Origin of the sequence: Peteryoungia aggregata LMG 23059 (assembly GCF_030814435.1) — a bacterium.
Classification (GTDB): Bacteria; Pseudomonadota; Alphaproteobacteria; order Rhizobiales; family Rhizobiaceae; genus Allorhizobium; species Allorhizobium aggregatum.
Window position 1 is genome coordinate 1 of sequence record NZ_JAUSUW010000027.1, and the last position, 18,453, is coordinate 18,453.

General features: G+C 59.6%; 16 protein-coding genes and 1 tRNA gene. 15 read left to right on the forward strand and 2 right to left on the reverse strand.

Annotation, left to right across the window (positions count from 1 at the left end):
* Positions 1-300 (forward strand): EF-Tu C-terminal domain-related protein (locus tag J2045_RS22995; RefSeq protein WP_503128843.1); only part of this gene is annotated, 300 nt, incomplete at its 5' end.
* A 309-nt stretch (positions 301-609) separates the two neighbouring features.
* Entirely contained in the window at positions 610-1,125 is a 516-nt protein-coding gene (locus J2045_RS23000) for a hypothetical protein (protein ID WP_307377743.1), read from the forward strand.
* Positions 1,126-1,132: 7 nt separating this feature from the next.
* Here J2045_RS23000 and J2045_RS23005 read toward each other — a convergent pair whose 3' ends face one another.
* Entirely contained in the window at positions 1,133-1,507 is a 375-nt protein-coding gene (locus tag J2045_RS23005) for a pentapeptide repeat-containing protein (RefSeq protein ID WP_166599565.1), read from the reverse strand.
* Between the two features lie 251 nt (positions 1,508-1,758).
* Between J2045_RS23005 and J2045_RS23010 the strand changes: the two genes are divergently transcribed.
* The 9 genes from J2045_RS23010 to rpoC all read left to right on the forward strand — a co-directional run bounded on the left by J2045_RS23010 (position 1,759) and on the right by rpoC (position 14,130).
* Positions 1,759-1,834, forward strand: a tRNA-Trp gene (locus J2045_RS23010).
* Positions 1,835-2,014: 180 nt separating this feature from the next.
* The gene (gene secE / locus J2045_RS23015; protein ID WP_102019756.1) at positions 2,015-2,215 is read left to right on the forward strand and encodes a preprotein translocase subunit SecE; all 201 of its coding nucleotides are present in this window, start codon (positions 2,015-2,017) and stop codon (positions 2,213-2,215) included.
* Positions 2,216-2,231: 16 nt separating this feature from the next.
* A complete protein-coding gene (nusG, locus tag J2045_RS23020) occupies positions 2,232-2,762 on the forward strand; it encodes a transcription termination/antitermination protein NusG (RefSeq protein ID WP_166599564.1) in 531 nt (176 codons plus the stop codon).
* Positions 2,763-2,909: 147 nt separating this feature from the next.
* The gene (gene rplK, locus J2045_RS23025; protein ID WP_006728786.1) at positions 2,910-3,341 is read left to right on the forward strand and encodes a 50S ribosomal protein L11; all 432 of its coding nucleotides are present in this window, start codon (positions 2,910-2,912) and stop codon (positions 3,339-3,341) included.
* 2 nt (positions 3,342-3,343) lie between these two features.
* Positions 3,344-4,039, forward strand: coding sequence for a 50S ribosomal protein L1 (rplA, locus tag J2045_RS23030; RefSeq protein WP_307377747.1), 696 nt, complete (start codon positions 3,344-3,346; stop codon positions 4,037-4,039).
* Between the two features lie 340 nt (positions 4,040-4,379).
* A complete protein-coding gene (rplJ, locus tag J2045_RS23035) occupies positions 4,380-4,898 on the forward strand; it encodes a 50S ribosomal protein L10 (protein ID WP_307377751.1) in 519 nt (172 codons plus the stop codon).
* Positions 4,899-4,966: 68 nt separating this feature from the next.
* Complete coding sequence (gene rplL / locus J2045_RS23040; RefSeq protein ID WP_307377753.1) at positions 4,967-5,344, forward strand: 50S ribosomal protein L7/L12; 378 nt, start codon at positions 4,967-4,969, stop codon at positions 5,342-5,344.
* A gap of 248 nt (positions 5,345-5,592) precedes the next feature.
* The gene (gene rpoB, locus J2045_RS23045; protein WP_307377755.1) at positions 5,593-9,726 is read left to right on the forward strand and encodes a DNA-directed RNA polymerase subunit beta; all 4,134 of its coding nucleotides are present in this window, start codon (positions 5,593-5,595) and stop codon (positions 9,724-9,726) included.
* A 192-nt stretch (positions 9,727-9,918) separates the two neighbouring features.
* The gene (gene rpoC, locus J2045_RS23050; protein WP_307377757.1) at positions 9,919-14,130 is read left to right on the forward strand and encodes a DNA-directed RNA polymerase subunit beta'; all 4,212 of its coding nucleotides are present in this window, start codon (positions 9,919-9,921) and stop codon (positions 14,128-14,130) included.
* A gap of 199 nt (positions 14,131-14,329) precedes the next feature.
* Here rpoC and J2045_RS23055 read toward each other — a convergent pair whose 3' ends face one another.
* Positions 14,330-14,623, reverse strand: a complete 294-nt coding sequence (locus J2045_RS23055; RefSeq protein WP_166599559.1) for a transcriptional regulator — start codon at positions 14,621-14,623, stop codon at positions 14,330-14,332.
* A 508-nt stretch (positions 14,624-15,131) separates the two neighbouring features.
* Between J2045_RS23055 and rpsL the strand changes: the two genes are divergently transcribed.
* The 4 genes from rpsL to J2045_RS23075 all read left to right on the forward strand — a co-directional run.
* Complete coding sequence (gene rpsL / locus J2045_RS23060) at positions 15,132-15,503, forward strand: 30S ribosomal protein S12 (protein WP_003507760.1); 372 nt, start codon at positions 15,132-15,134, stop codon at positions 15,501-15,503.
* A gap of 86 nt (positions 15,504-15,589) precedes the next feature.
* Positions 15,590-16,060, forward strand: a complete 471-nt coding sequence (gene rpsG / locus J2045_RS23065; RefSeq protein WP_006728778.1) for a 30S ribosomal protein S7 — start codon at positions 15,590-15,592, stop codon at positions 16,058-16,060.
* Positions 16,061-16,092: 32 nt separating this feature from the next.
* Positions 16,093-18,192 carry an elongation factor G gene (fusA, locus tag J2045_RS23070; protein ID WP_166599558.1) on the forward strand — a complete coding sequence of 700 codons (2,100 nt, stop codon included), beginning with the start codon at positions 16,093-16,095 and terminating at the stop codon, positions 18,190-18,192.
* Between the two features lie 73 nt (positions 18,193-18,265).
* A partial coding sequence (locus J2045_RS23075; protein WP_006728776.1) for a GTP-binding protein occupies positions 18,266-18,453 on the forward strand: 188 nt, incomplete at its 3' end.

The window sequence follows — 18,453 nt, forward strand, 5'->3', positions numbered from 1 at the left end:
CCGGGTTCGGTCAAGCCGCACAAGAAGTTCATGGCAGAAGCCTACATCCTGACGAAGGAAGAAGGCGGCCGTCATACGCCGTTCTTCACCAACTACCGTCCGCAGTTCTACTTCCGCACGACCGACGTGACCGGCATCGTGTCGCTTCCGGAAGGCACGGAAATGGTTATGCCGGGCGACAACGTCACGGTTCAGGTTGAGCTGATCGTTCCGATCGCGATGGAAGAAAAGCTGCGCTTCGCGATCCGCGAAGGCGGCCGTACCGTCGGCGCCGGCATCGTCGCCTCGATCATCGAGTAATCGATGATCGACGTCGATGGCGAAAGCTGCCGACGCTGCTTAAGAGGTTCAGATGGCGCGCAAGCGCGATCTGAACACGGCGCCGGCATCGTCGCCTCGATCATCGAGTAATCGGTGATCGACGTCGATGGCGAAAGCTGCCGACGCTGCTTAAGAGGTTCAGATGGCGCGCAAGCGCGATCTGAACACGGCGCCGGCATCGTCGCTTCGATCATCGAGTAATCGTCTCCCGCAAGGGAGGATGAAAGGGCCTCGCTGGAAACAGCGGGGCCTTTGGCGTTTGGGGAACAGAGATGTCGCCAGTCACGGATGAACAGGTCGGCGCAATCAGCAGCTATCGCCACGAAATGCGGCTGGCGGGGTGCCTGTTACGAGGTGGCCTGCTTCATCGAGCACGCGTTCGGTTGGCGGCGCAAGGATGGAGTCTATGCGCTCCCGGACGGGCGGCCGGTCTTCTACCATTCCTGGAATGTGCTGGCAGACGGCGCGATCTGCGACGGAACGGCGGATCAGTTCGGCGAGGGGGAGGATGTCGCCATTCTTGCAGGCGATGCGCTGCTTAAGGCGCGATACCGGGAGAAGTACACGGCAGCGCACAATCCCTTGAGCACATCCTGGCTCGTGGGGAGGCCCTATGCGGGTGTTCCGGACCAGGTTTTTTGGGATGCCGCAGAGGCTGCGGGGACGTTGCAGCCTGGTTGGTGGCTGTCAGACCGCACCCGGTATCTGGCCTGGTTCAGGCACGGTGCCAGCCAATACCCGATGTTTGCGACGATGCGGGATCGCTATCGTGAGCGCGGCTATGACGCGACCGGACTTGTGTAAGCAGGAATCACGCGCGCTCAAGCAGCTGCTCTTCGGCCAGCCGCAAAAGGTCGGTCACCAGATAGCCGTTGATGGTCATGCCGGTAAGATCGCACTCGGCGATTGAGGTATCGGCAAGACTGGCGAATCGGAACGTGCTGCCGTTGAGATCGACATGGGTGACCGCGGCCGCATGCATGACGACGTTCTCCATGACGGCGGCGTTCATCGTGACATTGCGGATCACCATCTGATCTGCATTGGCGTCGGTCATCAGGCTGCGACCGAGATCGACATTGCTGAACACCGCCTCCTTCAGCGACACGTCGCTGAAGCGTGATTCGGATAGGTCGGCATCGTCAAACTGCGAACCGGGCAGGCTGGCATTGCTGATACGGATCATGGCTATCCTCCGCAGGGAACGGATCAACTATCGGGCAAAGCCGAGAGTCTGGCAAGCGCCCCGCTGAAGAGCGTCATACAGCTCGCGCAAGGCTCCCATTGCGCACAGGTTCGCCGGGTGAGGGGCGGCATCGCGGCATGCCTCTGGCGGGTTTGGGGAAAACCGGAAAAAGACACTTGCCATTCCGTCGCTGCCGTCTTAAAGGGAGCGCCATGCCTTGAGCGGGAGCGTTCCGGTTCGAGGTCAGGCCTAGGGGTATAGCTCAGTTGGTAGAGCGGCGGTCTCCAAAACCGCAGGTCGTCGGTTCAAGCCCGGCTGCCCCTGCCATTTTCTCACGGCGCGCAGATGCGGCGACGAGTATGACGATATGGCATAGCCGAAAAGTTGCTGAAGAGCTTTTCCCTCTTGTGAAAAGGGGAATCGGTCTTTATGTAGGGTTCAAACAGACACGCGGTGCGTGGGGCTGACTACGGTCGGCTTTACGCGCCGTAAATGCGTGGGCATTAAATGGCATCCAAGGGTAATCCATTCGCGTTTCTGCAGCAGGTACGCTCCGAGACGTCCAAGGTGACGTGGCCCTCGCGTCGCGAGACCATGATTTCGACGCTCATGGTCCTGGCGATGGTGTTTTTCGCGGCGCTGTTCTTCTTCGGCGCTGACCAGCTCATCAGCTGGTTGCTCAGCCTTGTGCTGAGCGTCGGCAATTAATCGGGCGGAGACGAACATGGCGGCACGTTGGTACATCGTCCACGCGTATTCTAATTTTGAAAAGAAGGTCGCGGAAGACATCGAGCACAAGGCCCGTCAGAAGGGCCTTGATCATCTCTTCGAGAAGATCCTCGTTCCGACCGAGAAGGTCGTCGAGGTTCGTCGCGGCCGCAAGGTGGACAGCGAACGCAAGTTCTTCCCGGGTTATGTCATGGTTCGGGCAAACCTGACGGACGAAGCCTACCACCTGATCAAGAATACCCCGAAGGTCACGGGTTTCCTCGGTTCCGACAACAAGCCGGTTCCGATTCCTGATTTCGAGGCGGAGCGCATCCTGGGTCAGGTCCAGGAAGGCGTTGAGCGCCCGAAGTCGTCGGTGTCCTTCGAAATCGGCGAACAGGTTCGCGTCTCCGACGGTCCCTTCGCCTCCTTCAACGGGATCGTCCAGGATGTGGACGAAGAGCGCTCGCGCCTCAAGGTCGAGGTTTCGATCTTCGGTCGCGCGACCCCCGTCGAACTCGAATACGGTCAGGTCGAAAAGGTCTGATCGGAGAAGGGGAGGCAACTCCCCGACCCGCGTGGGAGGATGGCGGTCTCTAAGCCGGACCGTCCAGACGTACCACGCAACCGCAGCCGCCAGCGAATGCTGGCATATGGGATCGGGCAACCGGTCTGAAATGAAAGGCAGAGAGTAATGGCTAAGAAAGTTGCAGGCCAGCTCAAGCTCCAGGTCAAGGCAGGATCGGCTAACCCGTCCCCGCCGATCGGCCCGGCACTTGGTCAGCGTGGCATTAACATCATGGAATTCTGCAAGGCGTTCAATGCCGCCACGCAGGAAATGGAAAAGGGTATGCCGATCCCGGTCGTCATCACCTATTACCAGGACAAGTCCTTCACCTTCGCAATGAAGCAGCCGCCGGTCACCTACTGGCTGAAGAAGGAAGCAAAGATCACCTCTGGCTCGAAGACTCCGGGCAAGGGTGCGAAGGTCGGTACGATCACCAAGGCGCAGGTCCGCGCAATTGCCGAAGGCAAGATGAAGGATCTGAACGCTGCCGACATCGAAGGCGCAATGCTGATGGTTGAGGGCTCTGCCCGCTCCATGGGCCTGGAAGTGGTAGGTTGATCATGGCCAAGGTAGCAAAGCGTATTCAGAAGATCCGCGAAGGTGTGGACCCGACCAAGCTGGTCGCCCTGTCCGACGCCATCTCGATGGTCAAGGAACGTGCCGTCGCCAAGTTCGACGAAACGATCGAAATCGCCATGAACCTCGGCGTCGACCCGCGCCACGCAGACCAGATGGTCCGCGGCGTGGTCAACCTGCCGAACGGTACCGGCCGTGACGTTCGCGTCGCCGTCTTCGCACGTGGCGCCAAGGCTGATGAAGCCAAGGCTGCTGGTGCAGACATCGTCGGCGCCGAAGACCTGCTGGAAATCGTCCAGGGCGGCAAGATCGACTTCGATCGCTGCATCGCCACCCCGGACATGATGCCGCTCGTCGGTCGCCTCGGTAAGGTACTCGGCCCGCGTGGCATGATGCCGAACCCGAAGGTCGGTACGGTCACCATGGACGTCGCTGGCGCCGTCAAGGCTTCCAAGGGCGGTGCCGTTGAGTTCCGCGTCGAGAAGGCTGGTATCATCCACGCCGGCATCGGCAAGGCTTCCTTCGACGCCAAGGCGCTCGAAGAAAACATCAAGGCTTTCGCTGACGCCGTCGTCAAGGCAAAGCCGGCTGGCGCCAAGGGCAACTACGTCAAGCGCGTAGCCATCTCCTCGACCATGGGCCCGGGCGTCAAGATCGACCCGTCCACGGTTACGGCCTGATTATGAATTCGGCCGGAGTGCAAACTCCGGCCTGACCAAGTTTCCGGCCTTTCGGGGCCGGAAATGCCTGGTGTCAAAACCAGGCACTCCTGTCCGAGATTGTGGGCGGCCGAAAGGCCTTAATATCAGCCTGCATGAGACGGGTGAGATCCGGTATTTAAACGTCTGATGACGTCTTGAAGTTCGGTTCGAGCCTTATTCGCCTTGCGGCTGGAAGCAATTCCAACCGGAGGGGACAGGATCCTCAAGCGTCGCTTGGGATCTCGAAATGGATCCCCTGAGGCAAAGGCAAACCCGGTGGGACCTGCAGGATTGCGGTCCCATCAACTGGAGACAGACAGTGGAAAGAGCGGAAAAACGCGAATTCGTCACAGAACTGAACGAAGTCTTCAAGGCTTCCGGTTCGGTTGTTGTGGCCCACTATGCTGGTGTCACGGTTGCGCAGATGAACGATTTTCGTTCGAAGATGCGCGCTGCTGGCGGCACCGTCAAAGTCGCGAAGAACCGCCTGGCCAAGATCGCTCTTCAGGGCACGGAAGCCGAAGGGATCACCGATCTCTTCAAGGGTCAGACGCTGATTGCATACAGCACTGATCCGATCGTGGCTCCCAAGGTCGTCGTGGATTTCGCCAAGACCAACGACAAGGTCGTTGTTCTGGGCGGCGCCATGGGCACGACCACGCTGAACGCCGAAGCAGTCAAGTCGCTCGCGACCCTGCCTTCGCTCGATGAACTGCGTGCAAAGCTGCTGGGTATGATTCAGACCCCCGCAACCCGCATCGCAGGCGTCGTACAGGCCCCGGCTGCACAGCTGGCGCGCGTTTTTGCGGCCTACGCAAAGAAGGACGAAGCCGCGTAAGGCGGTTTTTCGCTGTTCATACCCTAACCAGTTCGTTTCGAACCGAACATCTATAAGGAACTAGTACAATGGCTGATCTCGCAAAGATCGTTGAAGACCTCTCCTCTCTGACCGTTCTGGAAGCTGCTGAGCTTTCCAAGATGCTCGAAGAAAAGTGGGGCGTTTCGGCTGCTGCTCCCGTAGCAGTTGCTGCTGCTGGCGGCGGCGCTGCTGCAGCTCCGGCTGAAGAAGAAAAGACCGAGTTCGACGTCATCCTGACGGATGCCGGCGCCAACAAGATCAACGTCATCAAGGAAGTCCGCGCCATCACCGGTCTCGGCCTCAAGGAAGCCAAGGACCTCGTCGAAGGCGCTCCGAAGGCTGTCAAGGAAGGCGTTTCCAAGGCTGAAGCCGCTGACCTCAAGAAGAAGCTTGAAGAAGCCGGCGCTAAGGTCGACGTCAAGTAATATCGGAATGCGGCGGGAGAAGGTTTCCTTTTCCCGCCGGTTTCCTCCGGACACATTACCCAGGGACCGTTTGAAAACGGTCCCTGGGTAATGGGTTCTCAAGAGGATGGTCTTGACCCGCGCGCCCGGCAAACCGGCCGGCCGTCCGGATCTCGAGACGAGATTGAGTGATCCATTTTTTGACGGAGCCGCCTGGCCAGCGGTCACCGTCTGTTGCAGGCCCGGGTGCAAACTGACAAGGAGCGACGATGGCTCAGACCCTTACCTTTAACGGTCGCAGGCGCGTACGCAAGTTTTTCGGAAAAATTCCAGAAGTCGCAGAAATGCCGAACCTCATTGAGGTTCAGAAGGCATCTTATGACCAGTTCCTCATGGTCGACGAGCCGCAGGGCGGCCGTCCCGAAGAGGGGCTGCAATCCGTTTTCAAATCCGTATTCCCGATCACCGATTTCTCCGGCGCGTCCATGCTGGAATTCGTGTCCTACGAATTCGAGCCGCCGAAGTTCGACGTCGATGAATGCCGTCAGCGCGACCTGACCTATGCTGCACCGCTCAAGGTCACGCTGCGCCTGATCGTGTTCGATATTGACGAGGATACGGGCGCACGCTCGATCAAGGACATCAAGGAACAGTCCGTCTATATGGGCGACATGCCCCTGATGACCAACAACGGTACCTTCATCGTCAACGGTACCGAGCGCGTCATCGTCTCGCAGATGCACCGTTCGCCGGGCGTCTTCTTCGACCACGACAAGGGCAAGTCCCATTCGTCGGGCAAGCTGCTGTTCGCTGCCCGCGTCATCCCCTATCGCGGTTCCTGGCTCGACATCGAGTTCGACGCCAAGGACATCGTCCACGCCCGTATCGACCGTCGCCGCAAGATCCCCGTGACCTCGCTGCTGATGGCGCTCGGCATGGACGGCGAAGAAATCCTGTCGACCTTCTACTCGAAGTCGGTCTACGAGCGTGACGGCAAGGGCTGGCGCTTCCCGTTCAACCCGGAAACCCTCAAGGGTGCCAAGGCCATCTCTGACCTCGTCGACGCCGACAGCGGCGAAGTCGTGGTCGAAGGCGGCAAGAAGCTCACCCCGCGTCTGCTGCGTCAGCTTTCGGACAAGGGCCTGAAGTTCCTCAAGGCTTCCGACGAAGACCTGTTCGGCAACTACCTCGCCGAAGACCTGGTCAACATGTCGACCGGTGAAATCTACATGGAAGCCGGCGCGGAAATCGACGAGAAGTCGCTTCCGCAGATCCTGGATTCCGGTTTCGAAGAGATCCCGATCCTCGGCATCGACCACATCAATGTCGGCGCCTACATCCGCAACACCCTGTCGGCCGACAAGAACGAGAACCGTCAGGACGCGCTGTTCGACATCTACCGCGTCATGCGTCCGGGTGAGCCGCCGACCATGGACTCGGCCGAGGCCATGTTCCAGTCGCTGTTCTTCGACGCCGAGCGTTACGACCTGTCGGCCGTCGGTCGCGTCAAGATGAACATGCGTCTCGACCTCGACTGCCCGGATACCGTCCGCGTTCTGCGCAAGGATGACATCCTGGCCGTGGTCAAGATGCTGGTCGAACTACGCGACGGCAAGGGCGAGATCGACGACATCGACAACCTCGGCAACCGTCGCGTTCGCTCCGTCGGCGAATTGATGGAAAACCAGTACCGTCTCGGCCTGCTCCGCATGGAGCGCGCGATCAAGGAACGCATGTCGTCGATCGAAATCGACACCGTCATGCCGCAGGACCTGATCAATGCCAAGCCGGCTGCTGCTGCCGTCCGCGAATTCTTCGGCTCCTCGCAGCTGTCGCAGTTCATGGACCAGGTGAACCCGCTGTCGGAAATCACCCACAAGCGCCGTCTCTCGGCTCTTGGACCGGGTGGTCTGACCCGCGAACGCGCAGGCTTCGAAGTCCGCGACGTTCACCCGACCCACTACGGCCGTATTTGCCCGATCGAAACGCCGGAAGGCCCGAACATCGGTCTGATCAACTCGCTCGCCACCTTCGCACGGGTCAACAAGTACGGCTTCATCGAAAGCCCGTACCGCAAGATCATCGACGGTAAGGTGACGATGGACGTCGTCTATCTCTCGGCGATGGAAGAAGCCAAGTACTACGTGGCCCAGGCCAACTCCGAGCTGACGGCCGATGGCCAGTTCGTCGAAGAGTTCGTCGTCTGCCGTCACGCTGGCGAAGTCATGCTGTCCCCGCGCGACACCATCAACCTGATGGACGTCTCGCCGAAGCAGCTGGTCTCGGTCGCGGCCGCTCTCATTCCGTTCCTCGAAAACGACGACGCCAACCGCGCCCTCATGGGTTCGAACATGCAGCGTCAGGCCGTGCCGCTTCTGCGTGCCGAAGCGCCGTTCGTCGGAACCGGCATGGAGCCGATCGTGGCCCGTGACTCCGGCGCTGCCATCGGTGCCCGTCGCGGCGGCGTGGTCGACCAGGTCGACGCGACGCGTATCGTTATCCGCGCCACGGAAGATCTCGACCCGTCCAAGTCGGGCGTCGACATCTACCGCCTGCAGAAGTTCCAGCGTTCGAACCAGAACACCTGCGTCAACCAGCGTCCGCTGGTCACCGTCGGTGACATCCTGAACAAGGGCGATATCATCGCGGACGGTCCGTCGACCGATCTCGGCGATCTGGCTCTCGGCCGCAACGCGCTCGTCGCGTTCATGCCGTGGAACGGCTACAACTATGAGGACTCGATCCTCATGTCGGAGCGCATCGTCTCGGAAGACGTCTTCACCTCGATCCACATCGAGGAATTCGAAGTCATGGCCCGCGACACCAAGCTTGGTCCGGAAGAAATCACGCGCGACATTCCGAACGTTTCGGAAGAAGCGCTGAAGAACCTCGACGAAGCCGGTATCGTCTACATCGGTGCTGAAGTTGCTCCTGGCGACATCCTTGTCGGCAAGATCACCCCGAAGGGCGAAAGCCCGATGACGCCGGAAGAAAAGCTTCTGCGCGCCATCTTCGGTGAAAAGGCCTCTGACGTTCGCGACACCTCCATGCGCATGCCTCCGGGCACCTTCGGCACCGTCGTTGAAGTTCGCGTTTTCAACCGCCACGGCGTTGAAAAGGACGAACGTGCGATGGCGATCGAGCGCGAGGAAATCGAACGCCTCGCCAAGGACCGCGACGACGAGCAGGCGATCCTCGACCGTAACGTCTACGGCCGTCTGATCGACATGCTGCGTGGCCAGGTCTCGATTGCAGGCCCGAAGGGCTTCAAGAAGGGCGTCGAGCTTTCCAACGCCATCGTCTCCGAATATCCCCGCTCGCAGTGGTGGATGTTTGCAGTCGAAGACGAAAAGGTGCAGGGCGAACTCGAAGCGCTCCGTGGCCAGTATGACGAATCCAAGTCGCGCCTTGAACAGCGCTTCATGGACAAGGTCGAAAAGGTCCAGCGCGGCGATGAAATGCCCCCGGGCGTCATGAAGATGGTCAAGGTCTTCGTCGCTGTGAAGCGCAAGATCCAGCCGGGCGACAAGATGGCCGGCCGTCACGGCAACAAGGGTGTTGTTTCGCGCATCGTACCGGTTGAGGACATGCCGTTCCTCGAAGACGGCACGCATGTCGACATCGTCTTGAACCCGCTTGGCGTTCCCTCGCGCATGAACGTCGGTCAGATCCTCGAAACCCACCTTGCCTGGGCTTGCGCCGGCATGGGCAAGAAGATCGGCCAGATGCTTGAGGACTATCGCAAGCACCTCGACATCACCGATCTGCGCAAGGAACTGACGGAGATCTACGAGTCGGAAGCCCATGACGAAGTGAAGCACTTCGACGACGACGCGCTCGTCAAGCTTGCCGAAGAAGCCAAGCGTGGCGTATCGATCGCCACGCCGGTCTTCGACGGTGCGCATGAAAGCGACGTCTCCGAGATGCTTACGCGTGCGGGTCTCAACCCGTCGGGTCAGTCGACCTTGTATGATGGTCGTACCGGTGAAGCCTTCGACCGTCAGGTCACCGTCGGCTACATGTACATGATCAAGCTGAACCACCTTGTCGACGACAAGATCCACGCTCGCTCGATCGGTCCGTACTCGCTCGTCACCCAGCAGCCGCTCGGTGGTAAGGCGCAGTTCGGTGGTCAGCGCTTCGGGGAAATGGAAGTCTGGGCACTCGAAGCTTACGGCGCCGCCTACACCCTGCAGGAAATGCTGACGGTGAAGTCGGACGACGTGGCCGGCCGTACCAAGGTCTATGAAGCGATCGTCCGTGGCGACGACACCTTCGAGGCCGGTATTCCGGAAAGCTTCAACGTTCTCGTCAAGGAAATGCGCTCTCTCGGCCTTTCCGTCGAACTCGAGAACTCCAAGCTCCTGCCGGAAGACGGTCAGCTGCCTGACGCAGCCGAATAACGGTTTGACAAAGGCGTGCGTGGTTCAATCCGCGCACGCCATCCCCTGACTGCCCGCGGCCAAATTCGGGACGGGAAGGGGAGTTTCGCCGCAATCAGCGGTTATTGTCATTTGAGGGTCTGGTGCGGCATCCCGGGAATTCGCCGCCACCGAGACCCGATAGAGGGCTTCTAGCCCCATAAGGAGACAGGCATGAACCAAGAGGTCATGAACCTTTTCAACCCGTCGGTGCCGGCTCAGCACTTCGACTCCATCCGGATCTCGATTGCGAGCCCGGAGAAGATCCTTTCGTGGTCCTACGGCGAGATCAAGAAGCCGGAAACCATCAACTACCGTACGTTCAAGCCCGAGCGTGACGGTCTCTTCTGCGCGCGTATCTTCGGACCGATCAAGGACTACGAGTGCCTGTGCGGCAAGTACAAGCGCATGAAGTACAAGGGCATCATCTGCGAAAAGTGCGGCGTTGAAGTCACGCTGTCGCGCGTTCGCCGCGAGCGCATGGGCCATATCGAGCTCGCAGCACCCGTTGCCCATATCTGGTTCCTGAAGTCGCTGCCGTCGCGCATCTCCACGCTGCTGGACATGACGCTGAAGGATGTCGAGCGCGTTCTCTACTTCGAAAACTACATCGTCACCGAGCCGGGCCTGACCTCGCTCAAGGAAAACCAGCTTCTCTCCGAAGAGGAATACATGATCGCTGTCGACGAGTTCGGCGAAGATCAGTTCACCGCCATGATCGGCGCTGAAGCCATCTACGAGATGCTGGCCTCGATGAACCTCGAGAAGATCGCCGGCGATCTGCGCTCCGACCTGGCGGAAACTACGTCGGATCTGAAGCAGAAGAAGCTGATGAAGCGCCTGAAGATCGTCGAGAACTTCATGGAATCCGGCAACCGTCCGGAATGGATGATCATGAAGGTCGTTCCGGTCATCCCGCCGGACCTGCGCCCGCTCGTTCCGCTCGATGGTGGTCGTTTCGCGACGTCTGACCTCAACGACCTCTACCGTCGTGTGATCAACCGTAACAACCGTCTGAAGCGCCTGATCGAACTGCGCGCTCCGGGCATCATCATCCGCAACGAAAAGCGCATGCTGCAGGAATCTGTAGACGCGCTGTTCGACAACGGCCGCCGTGGCCGCGTCATCACCGGCGCCAACAAGCGTCCGCTGAAGTCGCTGTCCGACATGCTCAAGGGCAAGCAGGGCCGCTTCCGTCAGAACCTTCTCGGCAAGCGCGTCGACTATTCCGGCCGTTCGGTCATCGTGACCGGTCCGGAACTGAAGCTGCACCAGTGCGGCCTGCCGAAGAAGATGGCGCTCGAACTGTTCAAGCCGTTCATCTACGCCCGCCTCGACGCCAAGGGTTACTCCTCGACCGTCAAGCAGGCCAAGAAGCTGGTTGAAAAGGAAAAGCCGGAAGTCTGGGATATCCTCGACGAGGTCATCCGCGAGCATCCGGTTCTCTTGAACCGCGCACCGACGCTGCACCGCCTGGGCATCCAGGCTTTCGAACCGATCCTGGTCGAAGGCAAGGCAATCCAGCTGCATCCGCTCGTCTGCACGGCCTTCAACGCCGACTTCGACGGTGACCAGATGGCTGTTCACGTGCCGCTCTCGCTGGAAGCCCAGCTTGAAGCCCGCGTGCTGATGATGTCGACGAACAACATCCTGCATCCGGCAAACGGCGCACCGATCATCGTTCCGTCGCAGGACATGGTTCTCGGCCTCTACTATCTGTCGATCCAGAACCAGAACGAGCCGGGCGAAGGCATGGCTTTCTCCGACATGGGCGAACTGCACCATGCACTGGAAAACAAGGTCGTCACCCTGCATGCCAAGATCCGCGGTCGCTTCAAGACCGTCGATGCCGAAGGCAAGCCGGTATCGAAGATCTATGAAACCACGCCTGGCCGCATGATCATCGGCGAACTTCTGCCGAAGAACGTCAACGTGCCGTTCGAAACCTGCAACCAGGAAATGACCAAGAAGAACATCTCCAAGATGATCGACACGGTCTACCGCCATTGCGGCCAGAAGGACACGGTCATCTTCTGCGACCGCATCATGCAGCTCGGCTTCACCCACGCCTGCCGCGCCGGCATTTCGTTCGGCAAGGACGACATGATCATCCCGGAAACCAAGGCGAAGATCGTTGGCGACACCGAAACGCTCGTCAAGGAATACGAGCAGCAGTACAATGACGGCCTGATCACTCAGGGCGAAAAGTACAACAAGGTCGTCGACGCCTGGGGCAAGGCAACCGAAAAGGTCGCCGAGGACATGATGGCCCGCATTAAGGCCGTCGAATTCGATCCGGAAACGGGTCGCCAGAAGCAGATGAACGCCATCTACATGATGTCGCACTCGGGTGCCCGTGGTTCACCGAACCAGATGCGCCAGCTGGGCGGCATGCGCGGCCTCATGGCCAAGCCGTCGGGTGAAATCATCGAGACGCCGATCATCTCGAACTTCAAGGAAGGTCTGACCGTTAACGAGTACTTCAACTCGACCCACGGTGCCCGTAAGGGTCTCGCAGACACGGCTCTGAAGACCGCGAACTCCGGTTACCTGACCCGTCGTCTCGTCGACGTGGCGCAGGATTGCATCGTCAATCTCGTGGATTGCGGCACCGACAAGGGCCTGACCATGACGGCGATCGTCGATGCCGGCCAGGTCGTTGCCTCCATCGGCGCCCGCGTTCTCGGCCGTACGGCACTCGATGACATCGATCATCCGATCACGGGTGAGCGCATCGTCGATGCCGGCCAGATGATCCTCGAGCCGCATGTCGTGGAAATCGAGAAGGCTGGTATTCAGTCGATCCGTATTCGCTCGGCACTGACCTGCGAAGTCCAGACCGGCGTCTGCTCGATCTGCTACGGTCGAGATCTGGCCCGTGGTACGCCTGTCAACATGGGCGAAGCCGTCGGCGTCATCGCGGCTCAGTCGATCGGTGAACCGGGTACCCAGCTCACCATGCGTACCTTCCACTTGGGCGGTACCGCGACCGTGGTCGACCAGTCGTTCCTGGAAGCCTCGTACGAAGGTACGGTTCAGATCAAGAACCGCAACATGCTGCGCAATTCTGATGGCACCCTGATCGCCATGGGCCGCAGCATGGCCGTGATGCTCCTCGACGAACGTGGCGTCGAGCGGTCCTCGCAGCGTGTCGCCTACGGCTCGAAGGTCTTCGTTGATGATGGCGACAAGGTGAAGCGCGGCCAGCGTCTGGCCGAGTGGGATCCGTACACACGCCCGATCATGACGGAAGTCGAGGGTATCGTGCATTTCGAGGACGTCGTCGACGGTATCTCGGTGCTCGAAGCCACCGACGAGTCGACCGGCATCACCAAGCGCCAGGTCATCGACTGGCGTTCGACCCCGCGCGGTACGGACCTCAAGCCGGCAATCGTCATCAAGGATGCCAGCGGCAATGTTCTGAAGGTGGCCCGTGGTGGCGAAGCCCGGTTCCATCTGTCGGTCGACGCGATCCTGTCGGTCGAACCTGGTCAGAAGGTCTCCCAGGGTGACGTTCTTGCACGTTCGCCGCTCGAAAGCGCCAAGACCAAGGACATCACCGGTGGTCTGCCGCGTGTTGCCGAACTGTTCGAAGCCCGTCGTCCGAAGGACCACGCCATCATCGCTGAGATCGATGGTACGATCCGCCTCGGCCGCGACTACAAGAACAAGCGTCGCGTCATCATCGAGCCGGCAGAAGACGGTGTCGAGCCTGTCGAATACCTGATCCCGAAGGGCAAGCCCTTCCACCTTCAGGAAGGCGACTACATCGAAAAGGGTGACTACATCCTCGACGGTAACCCGGCTCCGCACGACATCCTGGCGATCAAGGGCGTCGAGGCACTTGCCTCGTACCTGGTCAACGAAATCCAGGAAGTCTACCGTCTGCAGGGCGTTGTGATCAACGACAAGCACATCGAGGTAATCGTTCGCCAGATGCTGCAGAAGGTCGAGATCACCGACGCGGGCGACAGCCACTACATCGTGGGTGACAACGTCGACCGCATCGAACTCGACGACAACAATGACCGCCTGGCGGAAGAGGGCAAGAAGCCGGCATACGGCGATCCGGTCCTTCTCGGCATCACCAAGGCCTCGCTGCAGACGCCGTCGTTCATCTCGGCCGCATCCTTCCAGGAAACCACCAAGGTTCTCACGGAAGCTGCGATTGCCGGCAAGACCGACACGCTGCAGGGCCTGAAGGAAAACGTCATCGTTGGCCGTCTGATCCCGGCTGGTACCGGTGGTACCATGACGCAGATCCGCCGCATCGCTACATCTCGCGACGACCTCATCCTCGAGGAACGCAAGAAGGGCACGGGCGCCGATATGGCCACCCCGATGCTGCAGAACCTCGCAGGCGAAAGCGCTCCGGCTGCCGAGTAATCGGAAAGCCTGATCGTCCAGAAGCTAGAAAGACCGCCCGGAGCCATCTCCGGGCGGTCTTTTCATTTCCTGCTCTTGGTGGAGGGGGTGTCAGTCGCACTTGCGGGTGCCATCGCCACGAGCAAGCGTCCTGAGGCAGGCAACAAAAAAGGCCGGTCGATGGACCGGCCTCTGGCTCTGCGGCTGTGTGGGCGTATTCTCAGGCGAAACGGATGATCGCCACTTCGCCTTCCAGCGCACCCTGATAGGCGGAGGCATGCGGCTCCTCGTCGGGGGCGCCGGTGATCATGCCGATCTGGTCGAGGTCGGCCTCCAGGAAGCCTTCCTCCGACAGCGCGTTGAGGGTCAGTCGCACCGCAGTGTCATCGTCGGGGGCTGTCAGCATGACATGCAGGTCGATCGGTTCGCCGCCTTCGGTCTCGTAGGCCTTCGCGATTACGATGAAGACCATCGGTTCGTCACGGGTGTTGTCATTGTCAGGACTGGTCATCATGGCGTCGGGCCTTCTTGGCTGGCGGGTCGATTCTAAGCCGTGGCCGATTCGACCAGACGGGCAGGGGAGGTTGACCCTCCCCCTCCTCCTATCTAGAAGTTTCGGTGATGAAGCCAAGCCATATTCGAAAGCCTTGCCGATTTTCCTGCGTTGAATCCGCCAGACTCCCGCTGTAGCAGGGGGCTTCAGGCATTAATTCTCAGATGTGACTTGACGCAATGGGGGGAAAACAGTAGTACCCCGGCCATCGGAGCCCATGTGAGACCGGGTTTTTCGGGACGACGCGTCCTGAAGTTAGTCTCAAACAGGTCTCCAAACGCACGTTGACGACAAAAATGCTGCTCGCACGACGCACTCTCGCAGTGCGTCCTCTGTCTTTTGTGGTCCATCCGCGAAAACGGGTCGGGCCACATTTTGCGCATGAAGAAAACTGTGCGGCCGCCGCCGGAAACGGCAAACCACCAGGGCCCGCAAGGGCTTGAGACTAGATTTTGCAAGGGATGGGTATATGCCTACCGTAAACCAGCTGATCCGCAAGCCGCGTCAGGCACAGGTAAAGCGCAATAAGGTTCCTGCTCTGCAGGAAAACCCGCAGAAGCGCGGCGTTTGCACTCGCGTCTACACCACGACCCCGAAGAAGCCGAACTCGGCTCTGCGTAAGGTCGCCAAGATCCGCCTGACCAATGGCTTCGAAGTCATCGGCTACATTCCGGGTGAAGGTCACAACCTGCAGGAACACTCTGTCGTCATGATCCGTGGCGGCCGCGTAAAGGACTTGCCGGGCGTTCGTTACCACATCATCCGCGGCGTTCTCGACACCCAGGGCGTCAAGAACCGCAAGCAGCGCCGTTCGAAGTATGGTGCGAAGCGTCCGAAGTAATCTTCGGTCCTTCTTTGATTTGATTTAAGGCGCTGCGCGAGGTCCTCCGCGTTCTAAAGCGTCCCAACCGTTGAGAGACAAACAGTATGTCCCGTCGCCACAGTGCAGAAAAGCGCGAAATCAATCCGGACCCGAAGTTCGGTGATCTCGTCGTCACCAAGTTCATGAACGCCATCATGCTTCACGGCAAGAAGTCGGTCGCTGAAAGCATCGTCTATGGTGCCTTCGACGTCGTTCAGAACAAGTCCAAGCAGGAACCGATTGCGATCTTCCATCAGGCGCTCGACAACGTCGCGCCGCATGTTGAAGTTCGTTCGCGCCGCGTCGGCGGTGCGACCTACCAGGTCCCGGTCGATGTTCGTCCGGAGCGCCGCCAGGCTCTCGCGATCCGCTGGCTCATCACTGCCGCTCGCAAGCGCAACGAGACAACCATGGTCGACCGCCTCTCCGGCGAGCTGCTCGACGCAGCGAACAACCGCGGTAGCGCCGTCAAGAAGCGCGAAGACACCCACAAGATGGCCGATGCAAACCGCGCCTTCTCGCATTACCGCTGGTAATCCACCGATTAAATATTGAAAGGCAGTCCGTTATGGCTCGCGAATATAAAATCGAAGACTACCGCAACTTCGGTATCATGGCGCATATCGACGCCGGCAAGACCACGACCACCGAGCGTATCCTCTATTACACCGGTAAGTCTCACAAGATCGGCGAAGTTCATGACGGCGCAGCCACCATGGACTGGATGGAGCAGGAGCAGGAGCGTGGCATCACGATCACCTCCGCTGCCACGACGACCTTCTGGAAGGGTCGCGACGGCAAGATGCGCCGCTTCAACATCATCGACACCCCCGGCCACGTTGACTTCACGATCGAAGTCGAACGTTCGCTGCGCGTTCTCGACGGTGCAGTTGCTCTGCTCGACGCCAATGCCGGCGTTGAGCCGCAGACCGAAACCGTCTGGCGTCAGGCTGAAAAGTACAACGTCCCGCGGATGATCTTCTGCAACAAGATGGACAAGACCGGTGCTGACTTCTACCGCTCGGTAGAAATGATCAAGACCCGTCTCGGTGCCACGGCAGTTGTCATGCAGCTCCCGATCGGTGCTGAGTCCGAGTTCAAGGGCGTTGTCGATCTGATCGAGATGAATGCTCTCGTATGGCGTGACGAGTCCCTCGGCGCTGCCTGGGACGTTGTCGAGATCCCGGACGACCTGAAGGACAAGGCAGAAGAATATCGCGAAAAGCTGATCGAGACCGTTGTCGAGATCGACGAACAGGCGATGGAAGACTACCTGAACGGCATCATGCCGGATAACGACAAGATCCGTGCTCTGGTTCGCCGCGGCACCATCGATGTCAAGTTCCACCCGATGTTCTGCGGCACGGCCTTCAAGAACAAGGGCGTTCAGCCGCTCCTCGACGCCGTTGTCGAATATCTGCCTTCGCCGCTGGACATTCCGGCCATCAAGGGCATCGACTTCAAGACGGAAGCCGAAATCGAGCGTCATGCAGATGATGCCGAGCCGCTTGCTATGCTCGCGTTCAAGATCATGAACGACCCCTTCGTTGGTTCGCTCACCTTCGCACGCATCTATTCGGGCAAGCTCGAAAAGGGCGTGTCGGTTCTGAACACGGTCAAGGACAAGCGCGAGCGCGTCGGCCGCATGCTGCAGATGCATTCCAACAGCCGTGAAGACATCGAAGAAGCCTTTGCAGGCGACATCGTTGCTCTCGCTGGCCTCAAGGAAACCACGACGGGTGACACGCTCTGCGATCCCCTGAAGCCGGTTATCCTCGAGCGCATGGAATTCCCGGAGCCGGTCATCCAGATCGCGATCGAGCCGAAGTCCAAGGGCGACCAGGAAAAGATGGGCCTCGCGCTCAATCGCCTCGCTGCCGAAGACCCGTCCTTCCGCGTCAAGACCGACCAGGAATCCGGCCAGACCATCATCGCTGGCATGGGCGAACTTCACCTCGATATCCTCGTCGACCGCATGCGTCGCGAGTTCAAGGTTGAAGCCAACGTCGGTGCTCCGCAGGTTGCTTACCGTGAGACGATCACGCGTCAGCACGAAGAAGACTACACGCACAAGAAGCAGTCCGGTGGTACCGGCCAGTTTGCGCGCGTCAAGCTCGTCTTCGAACCCAACCCGGATGGCGAAGACTTCAAGTTCGAGTCCAAGATCGTTGGCGGTGCTGTTCCCAAGGAATACATCCCGGGCGTTCAGAAGGGTATCGAAAGCGTTCTGTCGTCTGGTCCGCTCGCAGGCTTCCCGATGCTCGGCGTCAAGGCCACCCTCATCGATGGTGCCTTCCACGACGTCGACTCCTCGGTTCTCGCCTTCGAAATCGCCTCGCGTGCCTGCTTCCGTGAAGCAGCCAAGAAGGCCGGCGCCCAGCTTCTGGAGCCGATGATGAAGGTGGAAGTCGTGACGCCGGAAGATTACGTCGGTGACGTGATCGGCGACCTGAACTCCCGTCGTGGCCAGATCCAGGGCCAGGAACAGCGCGGCATCGCGATCGTGATCAATGCTCACGTCCCGCTCGCCAACATGTTCAAGTACGTCGACAACCTGCGCTCTATGTCGCAGGGCCGTGCACAGTATTCGATGACCTTCGATCACTACGCACCGGTTCCGTCGAACGTTGCTGCTGAAATCCAGGCAAAGTATTCCGGTCAGAAGTGACCGGAATACGCCGACCGTCCAATTGAGAATTGTGAATTTCCCCTGACGGGGACCAGAAAATGGAGAGCCGAAAATGGCAAAGAGTAAGTTTGAGCGCAACAAGCCGCACGTCAACATCGGCACGATCGGCCACGTCGACCACGGCAAGACGTCTCTGACGGCAGCAATCACCAAGTACTTCGGTGAGTTCAAGGCCTACGATCAGATCGACGCAGCTCCGGAAGAAAAGGCACGCGGCATCACCATCTCGACGGCGCACGT